The sequence below is a fragment of the Streptomyces sp. NPDC002156 genome (assembly GCF_053593675.1).
Genome location: NZ_JBSFDA010000027.1, coordinates 22,698 through 43,372, shown reverse-complemented (window position 1 = coordinate 43,372; position 20,675 = coordinate 22,698). Strand labels below are relative to the sequence as shown.

Genomic DNA, 20,675 nt, shown 5'->3' with positions numbered 1-20,675 from the left:
GACAAGCCTCTGCGGTGGAGCCTCCGGTGGAGCGTTCACCCGAACGGGTGTTTCCTGGTTTTGGGGCGAAGGAGGGGAAGAAGGAGGCGGACCATGCGCACCACCCCGGCCTTGCGGACTCTGACCGCGGCCCTGTTCACCGGCGGAATCCTGGCTGTGCCGGTCGGTACGGCGATGGCGGCCACGCCGGCCGGTGCGGACGGCTCCCGAATCCGGGGCACCGTCGTCTCCGCCGGTGACCTGAACCTGCGGAAGCAGCCGACCACCGACTCGGCCGTCGTCGGGCAGCTCTCACCCGGCAGCCACGGCCACGTCGAGTGCTCGGTCGTCGGACAGACCGTGCGCGGCGACCCGCACTGGTACTGGCTGCCCGGCGTCAACGCCTGGGCCAGCGCCGCCTTCATCGACACCGGAGGCAGGTCGGTGCCCAGTTGCACCGACCCGTGCCCCGAGTGGAAGGACGACGACGGCCAGTGGAGCTTCTCCGGGACGTGGAGCTTCAGCTGGAACGTCACCTTCGGCTGAGGCTTGAGGCTTGGAACTGGTTCTCGGCTGAGGCTTGGAACTGGTTGCTCATTCCACCTTGTGACCGGCCGCGTCCTCGTGCGTGTAGTAGCGGTAGAACAGCACCGCGAGGACGAACCCGGCCACCATCAGCGCGTTCCCCGTCGACCGCAGCACACTCGCCCCGGTCTGGCTGTACAGGAACCCGAACGCGACCCCGGCGAACGAGGCCCACGTCACCGCGTGCAGCTCCCGCTTCAGGCGCGGTGCCAGCGCTCGTACGCCGATGAAGGCCACCACGAACGCCAACGCGGTCACAAAGCCGAAGAGGACGTTCCAGCCGGTGATCGGGCCGCCGTCGCGCCGGTTGGCCGCGGCCCAGAAGCCGTAGACCAGCCCGAGCAGGACGGGCAGCGTCCGGTTCACGGCCTGGTGGGTCCGGGCGCTGAAGATGTCCGGGTAACCGGGCGTCGCGTGAGCCATGAGAGTGCTCCTCTCTTCTCGCCCCCGCCCTCCAGAGCACACCTGTGAAAGGCCGCTGGCAAGTCGACAGGGGGAGGCGGCCGTGTTTCGCTGGGTTCCATGAAGCCGGTGGGCCGGGCGGGCCCGGTGGGCAGGGTGGGCACGGACGAGGGGCCCGCCCTCCCGCCCGTCCCCGCCGGGCGCGGCCTCGGCTGGCTGCCGCCGCTGGTGCTGCTCATCGGGATCGCGGTCCTCGACTGGAACACCACCGGCGAGTTCCGGATCATCTCCTGGATCGTGCTGGTGCCCGGGATCGCCGCCGCGCTGTGCGGAGTGATCGGCACGTCCGTCTTCGCGGCCCTCTCCCTCGCCACCTACGTCTTCGTCGACGGCGCCTGGCCGCACCAGTACCAGACCGGGCTGCCCGACTTCATCCTCGTCGCCCTGGGCGGGGTCCTGGCCGTCCTCGCCTGCGCGGTCCGGGTGCGCGGTCAGCGGCGCATGCTGCACATGCGGGACGTCGCCGAGACCACCCGCCGTACGGTGCTGCGCCCGCTGCCCCCGGGCTGGGGCGGCCTCGACCACGCGGCGGTCTATCTCGCCGCCGACGCCGTCGCCCGGGTCGGCGGCGACTTCTACGACATCCAGCCCGGCCCGCACGGCACCCGGGTCCTCATCGGTGACGTCCAGGGCAAGGGGCTCGGCGCGGTCGAGGCGGCGGCCGCTCTCCTCGGCACGTTCCGGGAGGCCGGGTACCACGAACCGGCGCTCGCGACAGTCGCGGAACGGCTGGAGGTACGGATGCTGCGGCACGTCCGCTACCGGGCGGCCGTCGGCCGTGACGAGGGGGACCGCTTCGCGACGGCCGTGCTCATCGGCTTCCCCGAGGAGGCAACGGAGGCAACGGAGGCAACGGCCGAACTCGTCGTCGAGGTCGTCAACTTCGGGCACGAGCCCTCCCTGATCGTGTCCCCCGACGGGGTACGGAGTCTGCCGCCGGGGGACGGACTCCCGCTCGGGCTCAGCGAGTTGACGCTCGGCGGCGACGCGCTGCCGTCCGTGGCACGGGTGCCGCTGGCCGCCGGGGAGACCCTGCTCCTCGTCACCGACGGGGTCACCGAGGCACGGGACGCCGACGGGGTCTTCTTCCCGCTGCGCGAACGCGTCACCGAGGCCGTCGCCGAGGATCCGCGCACCGCCGAGCCGCCGCGCCTGGTGGCGTTCGTACGGGACGGCACGCTGCGGCACTGCGGTGGTCATCTCGCCGACGACACCACGGTGTTCGCGGTGCGGGTCGTACAGGCCGACGTACAAGCCGACCAAAGAGGGTGATAGCCCTCCCGGCAATCCCCCTTCGCAGTCGCACCGGTTACGGTGCTGCTTAGGTACGTGACTGTCGTGAGGGAAGTGAGGGGAGGGACGGGCTCATGGCTGGAACCACAGGAACCACCGGAACCACCGGAACCGCTTTTCTGCTCGCCGCCTCGCCCATGGGCAAGGGCTGTCTCGTGGACGCGGCGTCCGTGCTGCCGGTTCTCGCCGCCGTCTCCCCCGCCGTGCTGTCCGGCACCGACACCGCGAACGTCGTCGAACTCGCCGACCCGCTGGAGCCGCAGGCCGTCCTGACCCGGCTGCGGGCGGCTGCGGTGGCCCCTGGTCCCCTCACCATCTACCTCACCGGCCAGCTCCAACTGGACCGTAAGCAGCACCTTCCGCATCTCGCGCTGGCGCGTACGACGCCTGCGACGGTTCGCTACACCGGGTTTCCGTGGCACTGGATCGGGGAGGAGCTGCGGCTGCGCGCCCCGGGCACGACGACGCTCTTCCTCGACCTGCATGCCGATGCCGCCGCGTGGCAGTACGTCACTGGGCGGCCGTTCGAGGTGGGGCGGGGCGTGAGTGTGTACGGGCGGGTGGCTCCGCCGCCGGGGCGGCGGGTGGTGGCTGTGCCGGCGTACATGCGGACGGTCGCGACGATTCTGCGGAGCGGGTATCGGCCGGATGCGGGGCAGTTGCATCAGGCGGTGCTGGGGCGGTTGTCGTCGGAGGGGGCGGCTCTTGGGGATGTGGTGCTGGCGTGGGACGCGGGGGTGAACGCCGGGGTTGTTTCGCCCCCGCCGCCCCTACCCGTCCCATCCGTACCTGGGGGCTCCGCCCCCAGACCCCCAGAACGCGCTGAACGCGCTCGTCCTCAAACGCCGGACGGGCTGGAGAGGCGGGCCGGAGCTGAAGGGGCACCCGGCGGAGCTGCTGAGGCACCGCCCGGGCTGAAGGTACTGGCCGGTGCCGAGAAGACGCCCACCGGCGCCGATGAGGTCCCGGACGTACTGAAGGTGCTCACCGGAGCCGATGGGGTGCCGGGCGGGCTGGATGTGCTGGCCGGAGCCGAGAAGGCACCGAGCCGGGGAGACCAGGCACCGGCCGGAGCTGAAATGGTTCTCGGCGGAGCCGAAGAGGTGCCGCACGGACTGAAGGTGCTGGCCGGAGCAGGAACGGCAGCTGGCCGAGGCGACCAGGTGCCGGGCCGGGGCGAAGCCGCAGCGGACCGTGGCGACAAGGCGCCGGGCCGAGCCGAGAACGTACCGGACCGAGCCGAAAACGTACCGGGCCAGAGCCGCAACGCCCCGCCCGGGCCCGACAGCGACCCCCACACCTTCATCACCTCCGCCGTTCAAGCCGGTCGTCACGGCGACGCCGATGTGCTTGCCGCTCAGTGGGAGCAGGCCGCCTACCTGGCTCACGGTGCCGCCTCCGAAGACGCGCTGCACTGGACCGAGGTCCGGGCCGATCTCGCCATGTTCGCGGGGGATCCGGCTCGGAGTTGCCGGGCTTGGTTGGCCGTTGCCGGGACTCGGCTCAGTGCTGGGCAGGCGCCAGATGCACCCGCCGTCGAGGCGGCTGTCGACCGGGCGCACCACCAGTGGACGAGCCTCGGCGAGAGCGCCGACGCGCGTGAACTCGGACCCGTGGTCGTCGAGTTGAGGCGCCGCGTGCCGGGGCGGCGCGAGGGTGCGGTACGGCATGCCGAGCGGCAGCTGGAGAAGCTGGGGTCGGCCCAGCGCGTGCCCGGTTAGGGCACCACCGTCAGTACCGTCAGCGCCCCCGACACCAGCGTCCGTACCCCCGGCGCCACCGTCGACAGGTCCGGGGCGAACAGTGGGCTGTGGTTGCTCGGGACCGCCGCGAGCTGTGTCATCAGGTCGCCGCTCCCCTCTGCCGCGTTCCACGCCTCCGCCGGTGTGGTCGTCACGAACCAGTAGCTGTACGGGAGTTGGTCCACCGCCAGGTGGGCGAAGTCCTCGCTGCCCATCGCCGGGCCGGGGTCGAAGACCGTGCCCGTGCCGAAGACCTCGCGGTGGGTCTCCGCCACCTGTTCGTCGAGCGTGGCGTTGTTCACCGTGACCGGGAACGTCGCGCCGACCCGGATCTCCGGCTCGGTCGGGCAGCCCGCCGCCAGGCACTCGCCCTGGGCGATGCGCCTGATCGCGGCCAGCATGCGGTCCCGTACGTCGTTCGACTGGGTGCGCAGGTTCAGGGCGATACGGGCTGTGGTCGGGATGATGTTGTGGCGGGTGCCCGCCTCGATCACGCCGACTGTCAGGACCGCCGAGTCACGCGCCGCCACCTCGCGCGAGACGACTGTCTGGAGGCGCGTGACGATGTACGCCGCCGTCACCACCGGGTCGATCGTCGTTTCCGGGCGGGAGCCGTGGCCGCCTCGGCCGTGCACCACGATGTCCACGTCCGTCGACGCCGACATGATCAGGCCCGGCACGTGCGGGTACAGGCCCGCCGGGCCCGGTGCCGCGTGCTGCGACAGCAGGGCGTCCGGGCGCGGGAAACGCTCGTACAGGCCGTCCGCCAGCATCGCCCGCGCGCCCTCGCCCGTCTCCTCCGCCGGCTGGCCGACCAGGATGAGGGTGCCTTGCCAGGTGTCCCGGCCCGCCGCGAGGGCTTGGGCTGCTCCCGCCAGCCATGTCACGTGCAGGTCGTGGCCGCAGGCGTGCATCACGCCGGGGACCGTGGAGGCGTACGGCAGGGCCGTCTCCTCGTGCACCGGGAGCGCGTCCATGTCGGCGCGGAGCAGGACCGTCGGGCCGTCGCCGTTGCGCAGGACGCCCACGACGCCCGTGCCGCCCACGCCCTCCGTCGTCTCGTACCCGGACTTCCGCAGGCTCTCCGCCAGCAGCCCCGCCGTGCGGTGTTCCGCCAGGGACAGTTCCGGGTGGCGGTGCAGGTCGCGGTACATGTCCTCCAGCGCCTGGACCGGGAGTTCGGCGGTCAGGTCGAGCGCTGTGCGGGCTGCGGGCGAGGGAGTCGTCGTCACGGAGGCAGCGTATTCCCCGGATGTGCAGATCCAGGTTCACTCGTTCGGCCGCGCACCCCCGGCCGTCCCCCGCCCCCGCTGATATCCACGAGGAGAGCCCCGTGCCCCTCAGGGGCGCGGGGCTGTGACATTTGCGGCTCCGCCCCGTGGGCGCGACCAGCCCCCACCGGGCTGCAGACAGAACACGACGCATCCCGCGGAGCGCACATCACCTAACGAAGGAAGACCACCCCATGGTCACCAGCAGCAGTACCAGCACCACGCTCGCCGTCGACTTCACCCAAGGCCTCGACGACGCCTGGTCGAAGATCGCCCAGTTCGTGCCGAAGCTCATCGGCTTCCTCGTCATCCTCGTCATCGGCTGGTTCGTGTCGAAGCTGATCGCCCGTGTGCTCGACCGCGTCCTGCGCAAGGTCGGCTCCGAGCGGCTGTCCGAACGGGCCGGTACGGCACGGTTGTTGCGGGACTCCGCGTACGACATGACCGGCATCGTCTGCCGGATCGTCTACTACGCCCTGATGCTGATCACGCTTCAGCTCGCCCTCGGCGTCTTCGGCGCCAACCCGGTCAGCACGATGATCAACGGCATCGTGGCCTGGCTGCCGCGCGCCATCGTCGCGGTCGTCCTCATCGTCGTGGCGATGGCCATCGCGAACGCCGTGCGCGGGATCGTCGCCGGCGCGCTCTCGTCCGTGTCGTACGGCCGTACGGTCGCCGCCGTCGTCTGGGGCTGCATCGTGGCGCTGGGCGTCATCGCCGCCCTCGGCCAGGCGGGCATCGCCACCGATGTCACCCGGCCGGTGCTGTACGCCGCTCTCGCCACGGTCGCCGGCATCCTGATCGTCGGGCTCGGCGGCGGCATGATCGAGCCGATGCGCCAGCGCTGGGAGCGGATGCTGACGACGGTCGAGCGCGAGACCGTGACCGCCAAGGGGAGCGTCAGCGCCTATCAGGCGGGGCGTGCGGACGCCCTCGCCAACCAGCCGGTGCGGGAGCGGACAGACCTGCCGCGTACGACCGACATGTGATCCATACGGTCATGACGGGTGCCGCCGGTGGGACGGAGGGGGAGTTGATGTCCCACCGGCGGCCGTTCATGCGGGGCCGGGCGTCACGAACCCGGTGTCGCTGACCCGGGGGGTCAGAACGCCGGGATCGCGGACTTGGCCCGGCTGTCGGCCTCGCGGGCCTTGTTGATGTTGGCCTGGAGGTTGCCGGTCAGCGGGAAGTTGGCCTTGCCCCACTTGGAGTTCCACAGGGCGTTGCGCGGCGCGTCGGCCATGTTCTCCATGGTCACCAGGGCCGGGCGGTCCCAGGTGCCGTTGCCCCAGACCACCGGGCTCTCGCCCCACTTGGCGAAGCGGAAGGCGTGGGTGCTCGCGCCGTCCTTGTGGTAGACGATCTCGACGCGGTTGAAGTTCTGCTCGCCGTTCACCCGGCCCATCGGCACCTCGTTGATCGGGTGGGTGCTGTAGCCGCCGTGCCGGGAGGCGGACAGGAAGCGGGGGCTCTCCTCGCCCTGCTTCTGGAAGACCACGACGGACTCCCAGTCGTGGCGGTGGCCGAAGGCGTCGGCGCCGTTCAGCGTCTGGTCCTTCTCGAAGTAGAGCGCGTAGACGTACGCGCACCAGCCGTTCTTGCACCAGCCCTGCGAGTACGTGTTGGCCTTGCCGGGGTGGCGGCAGCCGCCGGTGATCGTCCCGGTGTTGTCGAGGCCGCCGTTGAGCTTGCCGCTCGCGTCGACCGCCGCGACGGGGAAGCAGCTGTCCGAGTCGTAGTCGAAGAGCGGCATGTACTTGTTCTGGAAGGTGCTCGCGTTCCACGGCAGCGGGTTCAGGACGGCGGCGTTGGCGCTGCCCGTGAGTCCGACGGTCAGGCCGGTGGCGCTGAGGGCGACGAGCGCGGCCCTCGCGAAGCGGGACTTCTTGCGGTTCTTGACTGCCTGGACTGCCTTGACTGCCTGAGACATGCGGGTGCTCTCCACTTGCTCGGTGCGGGGGGCGGTGCTGAACCGAGACTGGCAAGCGCGGAGTTGACCGGCACCCCTTTTCATCACGTCAATCAATTCCCGACGCTCCACACCACGTTGTTCGGCGCCGCTTTCCATGGCTGTCATCCGCGCCACACCTCGGCCACACAGTGTTTACGCCGCATCCGTACCGAACGTAGGTTGACCGCCCCGAAAGCGGTTGCCATCCGCTGCGTCGGCGTGAACGAAGTGGACGAAAGTGGGTGGACCCGTGGGGCGTCCCGAGAGACCCGTGGACCCCGAGGCGGGTCCCGTGCAGCGGCTCGCTCATGAGCTGCGGGAACTGCGCAAGGCGGCCGGCGGCCCGTCGTACCGGACGATGGCCGAGGCGGCGGGCTTCTCCGCGACGACGTTGTCCGACGCGGCGGCGGGGAAGCGCTTGCCGTCACTCCCCGTGGTCCAGGGGTACGTACGGGTGTGCGGCGGCGACCCGGGTGAGTGGGAGACCCGGTGGAAGGACGCCGACGCGGAGGCCGCGGGCGCCCTGCGCGCGGAGACGGAGGACGCGGCGCCGCCGTACCGGGGGCTCGCCCGTTTCGAACCGGACGACCGCGCGCTGTTCTTCGGCCGGGACCGGCTGGTGGACGAGCTGAAGGAGCTGGTGTGCTCGCACCGGTTCGCGGTGGTGTTCGGGGCGTCGGGGAGCGGGAAGTCGTCGCTGCTGCGGGCCGGGCTGATCCCTCGGCTGCGGGAGGAGATCGCCGACCTCGGCTGCCCGGCCGTGCTGCGGGTGCTCATGCCCGGGGCCAGACCCGCACAGACGTACGGGCATCTGCTGGTCCCCGCCGAGGGGGAGCCGGAGAGCTGGGTGGTGGTCGACCAGTTCGAGGAGGTCTTCACCCTGTGCCGGGACCGCGCGGAGCGGAACCGGTTCATCGACCTGCTGCTGGCGGCCCGCGACCCGAGGAGCAGGCTCAAGGTCCTCATCGCAGTACGCGCCGACTTCTACCCCCGCTGCGCCGAACACCGCGACCTCGCGGACGCGCTGTACGGGGCGGGCCTGCTGGTCGGCCCCATGACGGCGGACGAGCTGCGGGAGGCGGTCGTCGGCCCTGCACAGGCCGCCGGACTCCTCGTCGAGCGGGAGTTGACCGCGCGGATCGTGGACGAGGTCCTCGACCAGCCGGGCGCGCTGCCGATGCTCTCCCACGCCCTCCTCGAAACCTGGCGTCGGCGGCGCAGCCGGCTCCTCACCCTCAGCGCGTACGAGGCCACGGGCGGGGTGAGCGGCGCGATCGCCGCGACGGCCGAACAGGTGTACGGACACCTGTCCCCGCCCCAGGCACGCACCGCCCGCCGGCTGCTCCTCGGCCTGATCGAGCCGGGCCGGGGCACCGCCGACACCCGGCGCCCCCTCACCCGCGCCGAACTCGCCGAATGGGCCGACCGGGACGTCCCGGCCGTAGTGGAGCAGCTGGCCCGCAACCGCCTCGTCACCGTCGACGAGGACGACATCCAGCTCGCCCACGAGGCACTGATGACCTCCTGGCCGAGGCTACGTGGCTGGATAGAGGAGGACCGCGAGCGCATCCGCCACCACCGGCGGCTCGCGGAGGCGGCGCGTGCGTGGCTGGAGCACGACCGTGATCCGGGTGCGTTGTACCGGGGGAGCCGCCTGGTCCGCGCGGAGGAGTTGTTCGGGGTGTCCGGGGCGTCCAGGGCGTCCGGGGGAGCCGGGGCAGCTGGGGCGGCCGGGAGGGCCGGGAGCGGTGGCGGGGGAGCCTCTGACCGGCCCCGGGGATGGCGACCTCGGGGATGGCGGGCGCGCGCCAGCGCCCCGCCAGGGGCGCGGGGAACTGCGCGACCAGCCCCCACCGCCCCGCGGCGAACGAACAACCCGCCAACCGAAGCGCTCACTACCAGCGCCCCTGAACTGACCGCCCCGGAACGGGAGTTCCTCACCGCTGCCCTCGAAGCCCGCGAGGCCGAGCGCCGGGCGGCGACGGTCACCGCTCGCCGCTCCCGCACCCTCGTCGGCGCGCTGTCCGCCGTACTGGCCGTGGCGACGCTCATCGGACTCGCCGCCTGGACGCAGCACGAGGACAACGAGAGGCACCGCACCGACACCGCCGCCCGCCGGATCGCCGAGGTCGCCGACGCGATGCGGACGACCGACCCGCACACCGCGATGCTGCTGGGCGTCGCCGCCTGGCGCGTCTCCCCGCTGCCCGAGGCCCGCCGCGCCCTGCTCGGCTCCCTCGCCCAGGCGGAACACGCCATCTTCACCGACCCCGCCCCGGGCAACGGCCCCGCACGCTTCCTCGCCGACTCCGGCCGGACGCTGCTCAGCGTCGACGGCCGCACCTGGCGTACCTGGAACGTGCTCAAGGGTCGCCGCACCGCCTCCGGACGGCTCCCGGCCGGGCAGGTCCTCGCGGCCGGCCCCGACGCCCGGGTCCTCGCGATCGCCGGGGACGACGGCATCCGCCTGTGGGACACGGCCACCGACCGCTGGACCGGCGACCCGCGCCCCCTCCCCTTCACCTCCGACGCCGACATCACCACGGGCGGCTACCTCGTGAGCGACATCGACGACGACCGGGTACGCCTGCGGTCCCTGACCGACGGAGACGTGCTGTACGAGGGGCGGGCGCCGGGCCTGGTCACCCCGGCCGTGAGCACCGACGGCCGCCTGGTCGCCGTCTGCCCCGCCGACGGCTCCCCGCAGGTCTGGGACACCGCCCGCCACCGCGTCCGCCCCGGCCCGTGGGAGCGGGCCCAGGGCCTGTGCGGCGAGGAGGAACAGACGGCCCTGGTGTTCGGCGGCGCCGGCGGCGACCGCCTCGCCGCGCTCTCGAAGTCCGGCGCGAAGGTCTGGGACACCGAGTCGGCCCGCGAGGTCGCCGACATCGCCGAACCGGGCGCGGAACGGGCCGTGTTCACGAAGGACGGCACTTTCCTCGCGACCGCCGACGGCGAGGAGATCCGGGTGTGGCGGCTGTCCGACCCGGCGGCCCCCGTGTTCCGGCACCCCCTCAACAACCAGCACCTGTACGGACTTTCCTGGGACCCCGCCCACCCGAACATCCTGCGCTACCTCGAAGGCGGCGCCGTCCACTGCCTGGAACTGGGCCCGGCGGTCACCCCCTCCTGGCGCGAGCACCCGCTGACGGCCGTACGGATGAGCCCGGACGCCCGCACGTACGCCACCGCCGAACTCGTCGGCGACCGCTACCGTTTCGAACTCCGAGCCACCTCCGACGGCCACCTCCTGAGCACTCTCCCGGCCCCGCCCCGGCCGGTGTCGACCGACCCCGCCGACCCGGTGATCCCGGAGCACATGGTGGCCCTCCTCGCCTTCAGCCCCGACGGCAAGACACTCTCGTACGGCGTCTCGGCCCCCGGCAGGAATGCGGCCCCGCAACGCTTCACCGTCTGGGACACCACCCACGCCCGAGCCCGCGCAACCCTGGACCTGGCGACCGGCGAGTCCGCCGCCCCGGTGGTCGCCCTGGCCCTGGGCCCAGCGGGCGACACCCTGTACGCGACCCGCCTCCCGGTACTGGGCGAGCCGACGAACGAGGCGTGGACGACCGTGACGGGTCCTCGACCGACGGTGATCCCCGGCCTGACCAGCACCCACCTGGCCGTCCGCCCCGACGGCCGCCTCCTCGTCGGCGACAACCGAACCGCCCGCCTGCCCGCGACGAAGACCGGCGGCAACGTCACCGGCAAGGTCACCGGCAACGTCACCGGCAAGGTCACCGGCGAGGAGCTGGTCCAGGGCGAGCAGATCGGCGCCCTCGCCTTCGCCGCCGACGGTTCACGCCTCGCGGCGGGCGACCAGACCGGCCGAGTGGCCCTGTGGGACGGCGAGTTGAGCCACCGTACGGGCATCCTGCGCAACGTCTTCCCCGCTCCCCTCGGCGAGGAACCGGAGTCGGTCAGCGCGCTGGCGGTCAGCCCCGACGGCGCGACCCTCGCCGTCGGCGGCAGCACCGGCACACTCCAGCTCTGGGACATCGCCACCCAACAGCCCCTGGGCGGCCCGCTCACCACACCCGGCGAGCAGATCGACTCCCTCGCCTTCGGCGCCGACAGCGGCACGCTGTACGCGGGGAGCGCCCATGTCCCGCTCCAGCGGTACGTCGTGGACGCGGACCGGGCGGCCACCCGGGTGTGCGCCCGGGCGGGCGCCGGCGCCGATCTCTCGCGGGAGCAGTGGGAGACGTACGTGCCGGAGGTGCCGTACCGGAAGGTCTGCGTCAGCTGAACGGGTCGAGCGTGATGTACGCCGTCTGCGGGTTGCTGTCGTTGACCAGCGACTCGTGGGCGCCGACATCGTCGAAGGCGAAGGCGTATGCCTTGCCGTCGGCCATCTGCGCGTGGATCGTCCGGGCGTAGTGGTTGGTCACCGAGTCCTGGTAGAAGCCGGCCGAACTCGTGTCGGGCTGGCTGGAGTTGGTCAGGAGCGTGGAGCGGTTGTAGCCGGCGCACAGGGTGCGGGAGATCGGGCCGCGCACCTGGTCGTTCGGGGCGTCCAGGAGCTTGTGGCAGCCGAAGACGCTGTCGGCGTCGGGCTTCTGGAAGGTGGTGACGACCGCGCCGGAACCGTTGGTGAAGTTCATGACGTTGCCGGAGACCCTGCCGTAGTACTTGGTGGCGGGCTGGTCCGCGAAGGGCGTCACCGTCAGCGTGGACGTGGCGTACTTCGTCCACACCCGGTTGATGTAGTCGTCCATGACGGTGCCGGGGAGGGCGCCCGCCTCGATGCCGTGGCCCGGGGAGAGGGCGCGCAGGATCGTCCCGTCGGAGCGGGTCTTGACGAGGCCCGCCCAGCCGCCGGGCTGCGCCCGCAGGGCGTTGAAGACCCCGGCGTAACCGCCCGCTTTCAGATGACCGGTGTTCTTGACGGCACCGGAGGTGTTCTTGACGCCGACCGCGTACGGGGCCGAGAACATGTCGACCTGCGTGCTGTTGAGCCACAGGCCGGCGTCGTTCAGCGTGTACTCGGTCCAGTTGAAGAGGATGTTCGCGTTCGGGTCGGAGGGATTCTGCACGGCGGGCTGCACGAGACCGCCGGTGGTCAGCTTGAAGACCAGCTTCTGGCCGTAGGAGAAGTAGACCCGCCCGGAGAACTTCGGCATCCGGAGCGTCATCGTCTGCCCGTTGGCCGGACCGGCGATCGACGCGTCGGGCGCGGGGGTCGGCGGGTTGCCGCCGACGGGCCAGGCGTGGAACGTCCCGTTGGCGTCGGCCCAGCCCTGCTGTCCGGTCGAGAGCAGGGTCCCGATGTTGTAGACGTAGATCTGGTCGCCGCGCCCGGAGTTGTTCTTGAAGTCGAGCGGGATGGTCGTGGGCACCGCGGCCGCCGCGCGGGTCACGGGCCCGGCGGCCGTGAGTCCCGTGGCGACGGCCGCTGCGGCGACCAGGGGCACCAGCACCTTCCGAGTGGCAAACAAGTTCGTCCTCCTCGTGTCCTCGCATGCGTGCTGTGTTTGCTGCGCGTGCTTGAGAGCGCTCTCAGATTGCTCTCGTGAACGGGACACGTCAAGGTCTAGACCAAGATGGGTCAGCGAGCGCTCGTGGTCTCGATGCCGGAGATGTGGTTGTACCGCTCCACCAGCACGAAGAGCTTGATCTTCTGCGTCGTTGTCCCGCTGCCGAAGGTCAAGGTGACGACGACCTCGTGACTGTGACCCATGCTCCCGTTGTCGGCCACCGTCCACCGCACCGGCACGTTCTGGGCCCGCAGGACGCCGTCCACCCCGTTCTTCTTCTCCCAGGCCGCCAGCCGCTTGGCGAAGTCGGGCGTCAGGTAGTGCTTGCGGAGCGCCGTGGCCAGCGCGGCATCCGGGTCCGTGTAGTCGCCCTTCGCGTCGACGTACGCGCCGTAGAAGTCGGCGACCCGGGTCACCACTTGGCCGGTTGTGCCGCTGATCGGCTTCTGCGCGGTGGCGGCCGCCTTTGTGGACACCTTCGCGGAGGCGGGGACGGACGCCTGCGCCGACATCTGCGTCGACACACCGAGTCCGACAGCCAGGGCGAGGCCGACGGCGACGGCCGCGAGGCGGCGGCCCGGACGACGGTGTGCGGGGTGGGCGGGGCGTGCGGGGTGTGCGGGGGACTTCTTGTTCATGTCGTTCACGCTGTCCATGTGCGTATTCCTTTTCTCATGTGCCACTGCGCCATGTCGTTCGGTGCGACACCAAGAGCATTGGCGGTCGCCGGAGCCGGGCACAACGGCCGCCGACGGTGGAACCATCCCGGCCCGTCTGACGTGCAGGGACATGAGTGCCTGGGATACGGGAACGCGGGCGGACGACGGAGGAACGGTGTCGATTCGGGACGACGTCGATGAGGTCGATGAGGTCGAGGAGTTCGCGGCGCTCCTGCGCGGCCTGAAGGACCGCACGGACCGGAGTTACGGCTCCCTGGCCCGCCGCCTCCACATGAACACCTCCACGCTGCACCGGTACTGCGCGGGCGAGGCGGTGCCGCAGGACTTCGCCCCCGTGGAGCGCCTCGCGGCCTTCAGCGGGGCGACCCCGGAGGAACGGCTCGAACTGCACCGGCTGTGGTTGTCGGCGGTGGCGGCTCGGCAGCGGGTGGGTGCGGCGGGGTCGGCGGCGGAGGAGAAGGCGGCGGAAGTGGCGGCGCCGGAACCGGCACCGGAACCGGCACCGGAATTGGAATCGGAACCGGACGCCCCCGCACCCGCACCCGCCCCCACACCCACACCCTCTCCCGCTCCCCGGCCCTGGTACCGCCGCCGACGATTCCTGACGTCCGTCGCTGTCGCCTGCGCGCTGCTGGCCACTCTGAGCAGCGCATATACGTCTGTCCTGTCGGACGACCCCTCCTCTCCCGGCCCCCGGCAGGAGGCGGATCCCGCCCCGGCCGCGAAGCCGGCCACCGGCCTGCCCCTCGCCTGGACCACCGACTCCCTGGTCTGGGACAAGGGCTGCGGCCACGACTACGTCATCGACCAGCCGCCCGTACGAGTGCCTCCGCCGCCGGTGGAGCAGGACGCCGGGGTGTGGGCGGCGACGCAGGGTGCGGTGCACGGGCGCCATACGACGGTGCAGGTGTCGGTGCAGGGGAAGTCGTCCACGGCCGTGGTCCTGGAGGCACTCCACGTCCGTGTCGTCAGCCGCGGCACCCCGGCCACCGGGACCGCGTACGCCATGGACCAGGGCTGCGGCGGTGATCTCACGCCCCGCCGCTTCACCGTGAACCTGGATGCCGACCGCCCCGTCGCCCACCCGAAGGACGGCACCGACAGGGAACAGACCATCCCGGCCGTGCGCTTCCCGTACCGCGTCTCAGCCGAGGACCCGGAGGTGCTGCTGGTCGACGCGACGACACAGGCGTACGACGCCCGCTGGTACCTCGAACTCGACTGGTCGTCCCAGGGCCGCACCGGCACGATCCGCATCGACGACCACGGCCGCCCGTTCCACACGACCAGCGTCAAGGGAATGCCGCACTACTGGTACGGCACGAACGACGCGGGCGAGCGGGCCTGGGTCCCGTACGAAAGGCCCTAGGTCGTCATTCGGTGGGCGCGGCGAGGAGGTCGTGCCGCTCGACCAGCCAGCTGATAGCGGTGAGGCGGCACACCGCGTAGTCGTGGCCGACGGGTTCGCGCCAGTCGAGTTCGTCGAGGGCGTCGAGGAATCCGAGGGCGTAGTCGGCGAGGTCTTCGCGGTGCGGCTGCCGGGGGACGAGCCCGGGGTGATTGGCTTGCAGTCGCTCCCGTATCTCCGCGACGTGCTGGTCCACGGCGGCCGTGAAGGCAGGCTCGAACACGAACTCCGCGAAACGGGGCGCGAACGCGCTGCTGATCTTGGCCAAGGGGGACATCGCTCCACGGTATGCGGGAGGAGGGGGCAGAAGGAGGGGGGTATGTCATGGTTTCCATCACACCGGCTCCTTGCTCTCGCACTCGAACCAGACGGTCTTCCCGGTACGTGTGGGATGCGTGGGCAGGCTGTACCAGCCCCACCGGTCGGTGACGGCCTCGACGATCAGGAGTCCGCGCCCGCGTTCTTCATCCACAGCTGTGGAAAACTCCGGACCCCGCGGTTCCGTGTCGGTGACCTCGACGAGGACTCCGTTGGTCCGCCGCAGGATCAGTACGGTGGCACGCCGGTCGGGAACATGCCGTACGACGTTGGAGACCAGCTCGGTCAGGGCGAGGGTGGCGGAGTCGGCGAGGCCGGGCATGCCCCAGACGTTGAGGTACGTCCGCAGGATGCACCGCAGGTGCCGGGCCGAGTGGTCACCGAGGGCGAAGTTCATGCCGTACCTCGACCCAAGTGGGCTTTCGTCATTCACGTCACCAGAATGGAGTGCCGTGGTTACGCTGGGCTACATCGTGAATCCAACGACGCGAAGCGTCAGCTTGGAGGTGGCCCGCTGTGCCCAACATCCGCGAACTCGACCCCAGTGCCTCTCCGCTGGACTACTTCGGCTTCGAGCTGAGGAGGAAGAGAGAGGAAGCAGGCCTGACTCAGGGGCAGTTGGGCGGCTGCATCTTCTGTACGGGTTCCCTGATCGGCCAGGTCGAGACCGCGACGAAGGTCCCGACCCGGGAGTTCGCCGAGCGCGTGGACGCGGCGCTGGGAGCGGACGGGATGTTCTCGCGGCTGGTGGGGCTGGTGCTGCGCAGCCAACTCCCGCACTGGTTCCAGGCGTATGCGGAGATGGAGGCGCGTGCGACCTTCATCTCCACGTATCAGGCTCAGTTGGTGTACGGCCTTCTGCAGACCCCGGAGTACGCGCGGGCGGTGCTCGGCGTACGGAACCATGCGGACCTCGACGCACAGGTGGCCGCTCGGATGGAGCGGCAACGGATCCTGGAGCGAGAGCAACCGCCGGTGGCGTGGGTGGTGTTGGACGAGGCGGTACTGCACCGGCAGATCGGCAGCCGGGAGATCATGCGAAACCAACTCTCCCGCCTGTTGGAACTGCCTTCGGACGGCTGGACCCAGGTTCAGGTGCTGCCCTTCGCGGCCGGTCAACACCCCGGGTTGATGGGCTCGTTCACTCTCATGCGCTTCGACGACGACCCGAACATCGTCTACACCGAGGACTTCGTCCAGGGGCACATGACCGCCAATCCGGACGCACTCAGGGAAGGCTTCCTCCGATACGATCATTTGCAGGCCGCTGCCCTCTCCGTGGAGGCTTCGGCCGAGTTGATCGCTCGGGTGATGGAGGAGCGTTATGGGCACCAGGCAGGACCTGTCGGCAGCGCGGTGGCGTAAGTCGTCGTACAGCGGCGACACGGGCGGCGAGTGTGTCGAGTGCGCCCCCCTCGGCACCGCCGCTTGGCGTAAGTCCTCGTACAGCGGCAACACCGGAGGCGACTGCGTCGAAGTCGCCCCCCTCACCCCCCACATCGCCGTCCGCGACTCAAAGGCCCCCGACCTGGGCGCTCTCACGCTCACGCCGGAGGCCTTCGCCGCGTTGGTCAGCTGGACCCGGTGAGGACGACGAGTTGCTGCGTCGCCCGAGTCATCGCGACGTAGCGATCCACCGCTCCCTCGATCCCCTCGCCGAACGACTCCGGGTCGATGACGACCACCAGGTCGAATTCGAGCCCCTTGGACAGCTCCGGGGTGAGTGACCGCACCCGGGATGTCGCTTCGTACCCGGGGTCACCGATGACGCACGCGATGCCGTCCGCGTGCGAGGCGAGCCAGGTGTCGAGGACGCCGTCCAGGTCGGACACCGGACCGTGGACGACAGGGACACCGCCGCTGCGGATGGACGTAGGGACGTTGGCGTCGGGGAGGGCGGCCCGGATGACCGGCTCGGCCTCGGCCATGATCTCTTCAGGCGTCCGGTAGTTGATGCTCAGCGAAGCCATGGTGACGCGGTCAAGACCGACCCGTTCGAGCCGCTCTTCCCACGACTCCGTGAACCCGTGCCGGGCCTGCGCGCGGTCCCCGACGATCGTGAAACTCCTCGACGGGCACCGGAGAAGCAGCATCTGCCACTCCGCGTCGGTCAGTTCCTGGGCCTCGTCCACGACGATGTGCGCGAACGGACCGGCGAGCAGGTCCGGGTCGGCGGTGAGCAGTTCGGACTCGTCGACCAGGCTGACCTTGGCATCCTGGCCGCGCAGCATCCGCACCAGACCCACCCCTTCGTCTCCGTCGGCGCCGGAGGCGGACGCCGCGTCGATGAGGTTGTCGACGACCTGGTCCATACGCTCGCGCTGGGCGGCGAGGACGGTGTCGTGCCTGCGCTTCCGCCGGGCCGCCTCCGGGTCACCGAGCCGCTGCCGGGCCGCGTCGAGGTACGGCAGGTCGGACACCGTCCAGGCGTGGGCGTCCGCGCGCTGGAGTGTCCGTACGTCCGCAGGGCTGAGCCAGGGCGCGCACATCCGCAGATAGGCGGGGACGGACCACAGGTCTCCGACCACGTCGGTCGCTTCGAGGAGCGGCCAGGCGCGGTTGAAGGTGCTGACCAACTCACCGTCCCCCGCAAGGGACTTGCGCAGCTGGGCGGGCGAGACGCCGAGGTCGTTGTCCGGGTCGGCCTCCTCGTGCTTCTCGGCGAGGATCGTCAGCAGTTCCTCCCAGACCTGGTCGCGGGCCTCGTTGTGGGGCACGCCGGGGGCGGATTCGAAGGCGACGGCCCAGTCGCCGGCGGTCAGCCGGACCTCGGACCAGGGGGTCGTGACCGTGATTCCCCGGGTCGGTGGCTCCTCGTAGAAGCGGACGGCCTTCTCGATCGCCTTCACCAGGTCGACGGACGACTTCAGCCGGGCCACGTCCGGGTCGGCCTCGACCGCCGCCGACGCACCCTCGTCCACGAGGTCCCGCAGGGTGCAGGTCTGCACGCCCTCCTCGCCGAGGCTGGGGAGGACGTCGGCGACGTACGCGAGGTACGGCCGGTGCGGACCGACGAACAGCACGCCGCCGCCACGGCGTTGATGACCGAGACGCGGGTCGGCGTAGAGGAGGTAGGCGGAACGGTGCAGCGCGACGACCGTCTTGCCGGTGCCCGGCCCGCCGTCGACGACGAGCGCGCCCCGCGAACCCGCGCGGATGATGGCGTCCTGGTCGGCCTGGATGGTGCCGAGCACGTCACGCATACGCGGCGACCGGTTGCTGCCCAGACTGGCGATGAAGGCGGACTGGTCGTCGAGGGCGGCGGAGTGTTCGTCGAACTCGCCCGCTGCGAACACCTCGTCCCAGTAGTCGCTGATCCGGCCGTCGGTCCAGCGGTACCGGCGCCGGCTCGCCAGCCCCATCGGGTTGCCGTGGGTGGCCCCGAAGAACGGCTCGGCGGCGGGCGAACGCCAGTCGAGCAGCAGCCGACGCCCGCTGCTGTCGGTGAGGCCGAGCCGTCCGACGTACACGGGCTGCTCGGGATCGTCCGCGCCGACCATGTTCCCGAGGCAGAGGTCGAGCCCGAAGCGGCGCAGGGCGCGCAGCCGACCGGTGAGTTGGTGGATTTCGGTGTCCCGGTCCATGGCCTCGCGCCCGGTACCGCCGGGCGCCCTGCGTGTGGCGTCGAGCCGGTCGGACAGCTCGGCGATCGTCTGTTCCAGACACTCCGCGATGGCGGCGAAGTGCTGCTCGTCGCGGGAGATCAGCTTCGGGTCGGCCTTGGCCGAGAGCCGCTCGGGAAGGTCGAAAGCACTGGTGGCGGCGGTCAGAGGTGTCACTGGATCAGCTCCGATCCGAGTCGAGCAGCAGCTTCGCGGCGACGTTCGCGCCGTCGGTACGGACGGTGGGGGCCACGGCGGTGGCCCGTTCGCGGGTCTCGGGGGCGAGGGCGATGGTGAGCGCGGCGGAGAGGGACTCGAAGGTCGGCGTCGGACCGTCGTGCACCGCCCCGATGCCCAACTCGGCGACCCGGGCGCCCCAGTAGGGCTGGTCCACGAGCTGCGGCACGATCACCTGGGGCGCACCGGCCCGCGCGGCCGTGGTCGTCGTACCGGCGCCGCCGTGGTGCACGACGGCGGCCGTACGGGGGAACAGGGCCTGGTGGTTGACGTCGCCGACGACGAAACAGTCGTCCTGCTCGTCGACGAGCCCCAGGTCGGCCCACCCGCGCCCGAGGAGCACCCGCCGCCCCTGCGCACGCACGGCCTCGACGGCGACCTGGCCGACGTCGGCCGACTCCCGCATGGGCATGCTGCCGAACCCGACGTAAACGGGCGGCTCACCGCCGGCGAGGAACGCCAACAGGTCGCCGGACAGGGGCCGTTCGTCGGGCAGCATCCAGGCACCGGTCTGCACGACGTCGAGATCGGAGGGCCCCGTTTCCTGCTGTGGCCAGGGGGCGAGGACCGGGTCGGCGGCGAGCAACGGCCGCTCGGTGAAGACATGCCGGACGATGTCGTCCACGACGGCCTGCCCGACCGCCTGCCGATGGGAGTTGATACCGGGCCCGTAAAGAAGGCCGAAGTTCTCGGAGTTGATCTCCCAGAGCACCCGGTTGTCGGTCTCGTCGGGCGGGAACGGCCGCCCGGGCAGCGCGTGCGGCCTGTGGTGGAGGGACGGCAGCATGGTCGGAAAGTAGGCCACGTAGGAGAAGGGAACGCCGAGCTTCTCGGCCACGGACCGGGCCGCGGCCACGGCAGGAACGAGCCCGGTGGCGACGACGGCATCACACCCCTCAGCTCCCGCCAGGACCGCCTCGTACTGGGCGACGGTCAAGGCGGCGGCCCGCTGGGGCAGCCCCTCCGGTGTCATCGGAGCGCCCCCGGTCACCACCGCACGCACCGGATCGGCGGCCGGCACGAACTCCACCCCGACCCCGGCCAGCAACTTCGCGAACTCCTCGTCCGACGGCGCACACACCCGCACCTCGGCACCGAGTCCCCGCAGCGCGACGGCGAGCGCGGCCATCGGCTGGACATCCCCGCGCGACCCATAGGTGGACAGCAATACACGCACTTCGAGACTCCCCGTTTCCGCAGTTCCACGGCCTAGACCGGAGATTCTGCGGGACAACGGGGGCCTTGCCGCAAGCCCCCCTGTGCGCTATACCTTGAGTACGGCAAGGAGTTCAGAACTCCTTGCCTTTGTTGTTTCCGGCCCGGGCCGCTCAGCCCTGCGCGCTCCTTTTCCTCCTTCTCGATCTGAAGCGGGCGAAGATCCAAAGCAGCCCGCAGGAGATGACCACACCCCCGACCAGATCGAGCAGGGCATCCACCAGCTTCTCGACGGAGAACCCGAAGCCGAGCACGAACAGCGCGAACACGAACCTCAGGACCGCGCTGCCCAGAAGCATGAAGGCCACGAATGCGAGCGGGACCTCGTGCCAGCCCGTGCGCGCCCTTCGCCACTTCATGTTCTGCACTTCATGTTCTGCCGCTTCTCGTCTTCTTCAGCCATGGCGTTCCCGGCCCAACCTCTTCTTGATCGCATCCCCGTGGCGATGTAG

18 protein-coding genes are annotated in these 20,675 nt (G+C 71.0%); 8 read left to right on the top strand and 10 right to left on the bottom strand.

Translation table 11 applies throughout. The annotated features are described in order from the left end of the window. The first annotated feature begins 93 nt into the window (after nt 1–93). Nucleotides 94–525 carry an SH3 domain-containing protein gene (locus tag ACWCRB_RS14435; RefSeq protein WP_450996333.1) on the top strand — a complete coding sequence of 144 codons (432 nt, stop codon included), beginning with the start codon at nt 94–96 and terminating at the stop codon, nt 523–525. Between the two features lie 48 nt (nt 526–573). Here the strand turns inward: ACWCRB_RS14435 and ACWCRB_RS14430 are convergent, their stop codons facing one another. Beyond that, nucleotides 574–987: a hypothetical protein gene (locus ACWCRB_RS14430; RefSeq protein WP_450996332.1), complete on the bottom strand. Its 414-nt coding sequence runs from the start codon at nt 985–987 to the stop codon at nt 574–576. Between the two features lie 99 nt (nt 988–1,086). On the opposite strand from ACWCRB_RS14430, the gene ACWCRB_RS14425 reads away from it, so the two are divergent. Beyond that, nucleotides 1,087–2,298 (top strand): PP2C family protein-serine/threonine phosphatase, encoded by a 1,212-nt coding sequence (locus ACWCRB_RS14425; RefSeq protein WP_450996331.1) that lies wholly within the window; start codon nt 1,087–1,089, stop codon nt 2,296–2,298. 95 nt (nt 2,299–2,393) lie between these two features. After that, a complete protein-coding gene (locus ACWCRB_RS14420) occupies nt 2,394–4,040 on the top strand; it encodes a hypothetical protein (protein WP_450996330.1) in 1,647 nt (548 codons plus the stop codon). Here ACWCRB_RS14420 and ACWCRB_RS14415 read toward each other — a convergent pair. Next, a complete protein-coding gene (locus ACWCRB_RS14415; protein WP_450996329.1) occupies nt 4,037–5,293 on the bottom strand; it encodes an amidohydrolase in 1,257 nt (418 codons plus the stop codon). The genes ACWCRB_RS14420 and ACWCRB_RS14415 overlap by 4 nt on opposite strands. A 233-nt stretch (nt 5,294–5,526) precedes the next feature. Between ACWCRB_RS14415 and ACWCRB_RS14410 the strand changes: the two genes are divergently transcribed. Continuing rightward, nucleotides 5,527–6,321, top strand: coding sequence for a membrane protein (locus ACWCRB_RS14410; protein ID WP_450996328.1), 795 nt, complete (start codon nt 5,527–5,529; stop codon nt 6,319–6,321). A 113-nt stretch (nt 6,322–6,434) separates the two neighbouring features. Here ACWCRB_RS14410 and ACWCRB_RS14405 read toward each other — a convergent pair whose 3' ends face one another. Continuing rightward, nucleotides 6,435–7,262, bottom strand: a complete 828-nt coding sequence (locus ACWCRB_RS14405) for an NPP1 family protein (RefSeq protein ID WP_450996327.1) — start codon at nt 7,260–7,262, stop codon at nt 6,435–6,437. Between the two features lie 271 nt (nt 7,263–7,533). On the opposite strand from ACWCRB_RS14405, the gene ACWCRB_RS14400 reads away from it, so the two are divergent. Continuing rightward, entirely contained in the window at nt 7,534–11,535 is a 4,002-nt protein-coding gene (locus ACWCRB_RS14400; RefSeq protein WP_450996326.1) for an nSTAND1 domain-containing NTPase, read from the top strand. Here the strand turns inward: ACWCRB_RS14400 and ACWCRB_RS14395 are convergent. Together ACWCRB_RS14395 and ACWCRB_RS14390 are read right to left on the bottom strand one after the other, a co-directional pair. Further along, the gene (locus ACWCRB_RS14395; RefSeq protein WP_450996325.1) at nt 11,528–12,724 is read right to left on the bottom strand and encodes a glycoside hydrolase family 64 protein; all 1,197 of its coding nucleotides are present in this window, start codon (nt 12,722–12,724) and stop codon (nt 11,528–11,530) included. The genes ACWCRB_RS14400 and ACWCRB_RS14395 overlap by 8 nt on opposite strands. 110 nt (nt 12,725–12,834) lie before the next feature. Beyond that, nucleotides 12,835–13,419, bottom strand: a complete 585-nt coding sequence (locus tag ACWCRB_RS14390; RefSeq protein ID WP_450996324.1) for a hypothetical protein — start codon at nt 13,417–13,419, stop codon at nt 12,835–12,837. A gap of 178 nt (nt 13,420–13,597) precedes the next feature. Between ACWCRB_RS14390 and ACWCRB_RS14385 the strand changes: the two genes are divergently transcribed. After that, the gene (locus tag ACWCRB_RS14385; RefSeq protein ID WP_450996323.1) at nt 13,598–14,812 is read left to right on the top strand and encodes a helix-turn-helix domain-containing protein; all 1,215 of its coding nucleotides are present in this window, start codon (nt 13,598–13,600) and stop codon (nt 14,810–14,812) included. Nucleotides 14,813–14,816: 4 nt separating this feature from the next. Here ACWCRB_RS14385 and ACWCRB_RS14380 read toward each other — a convergent pair whose 3' ends face one another. Then, nucleotides 14,817–15,128, bottom strand: a complete 312-nt coding sequence (locus ACWCRB_RS14380) for a DUF6401 family natural product biosynthesis protein (RefSeq protein WP_450996322.1) — start codon at nt 15,126–15,128, stop codon at nt 14,817–14,819. A gap of 57 nt (nt 15,129–15,185) precedes the next feature. Next, a complete protein-coding gene (locus ACWCRB_RS14375) occupies nt 15,186–15,566 on the bottom strand; it encodes an ATP-binding protein (protein ID WP_450996321.1) in 381 nt (126 codons plus the stop codon). A gap of 119 nt (nt 15,567–15,685) precedes the next feature. On the opposite strand from ACWCRB_RS14375, the gene ACWCRB_RS14370 reads away from it, so the two are divergent. After that, nucleotides 15,686–16,534: a helix-turn-helix domain-containing protein gene (locus ACWCRB_RS14370; RefSeq protein WP_450996320.1), complete on the top strand. Its 849-nt coding sequence runs from the start codon at nt 15,686–15,688 to the stop codon at nt 16,532–16,534. Continuing rightward, nucleotides 16,494–16,757 carry a DUF397 domain-containing protein gene (locus ACWCRB_RS14365; protein ID WP_450996319.1) on the top strand — a complete coding sequence of 88 codons (264 nt, stop codon included), beginning with the start codon at nt 16,494–16,496 and terminating at the stop codon, nt 16,755–16,757. Before ACWCRB_RS14370 ends, ACWCRB_RS14365 begins: the two co-directional genes overlap by 41 nt. Here the strand turns inward: ACWCRB_RS14365 and helR are convergent. The 3 genes from helR to ACWCRB_RS14350 all read right to left on the bottom strand — a co-directional run bounded on the left by helR (nt 16,741) and on the right by ACWCRB_RS14350 (nt 20,582). Beyond that, nucleotides 16,741–18,948: an RNA polymerase recycling motor ATPase HelR gene (gene helR / locus ACWCRB_RS14360; protein WP_450996318.1), complete on the bottom strand. Its 2,208-nt coding sequence runs from the start codon at nt 18,946–18,948 to the stop codon at nt 16,741–16,743. The genes ACWCRB_RS14365 and helR overlap by 17 nt on opposite strands. A 4-nt stretch (nt 18,949–18,952) precedes the next feature. Beyond that, a complete protein-coding gene (locus ACWCRB_RS14355; protein ID WP_450996317.1) occupies nt 18,953–20,185 on the bottom strand; it encodes a glycosyltransferase in 1,233 nt (410 codons plus the stop codon). A 151-nt stretch (nt 20,186–20,336) separates the two neighbouring features. Further along, nucleotides 20,337–20,582 (bottom strand): hypothetical protein, encoded by a 246-nt coding sequence (locus ACWCRB_RS14350; protein ID WP_450996316.1) that lies wholly within the window; start codon nt 20,580–20,582, stop codon nt 20,337–20,339. Nucleotides 20,583–20,675: the final 93 nt, after the last annotated feature.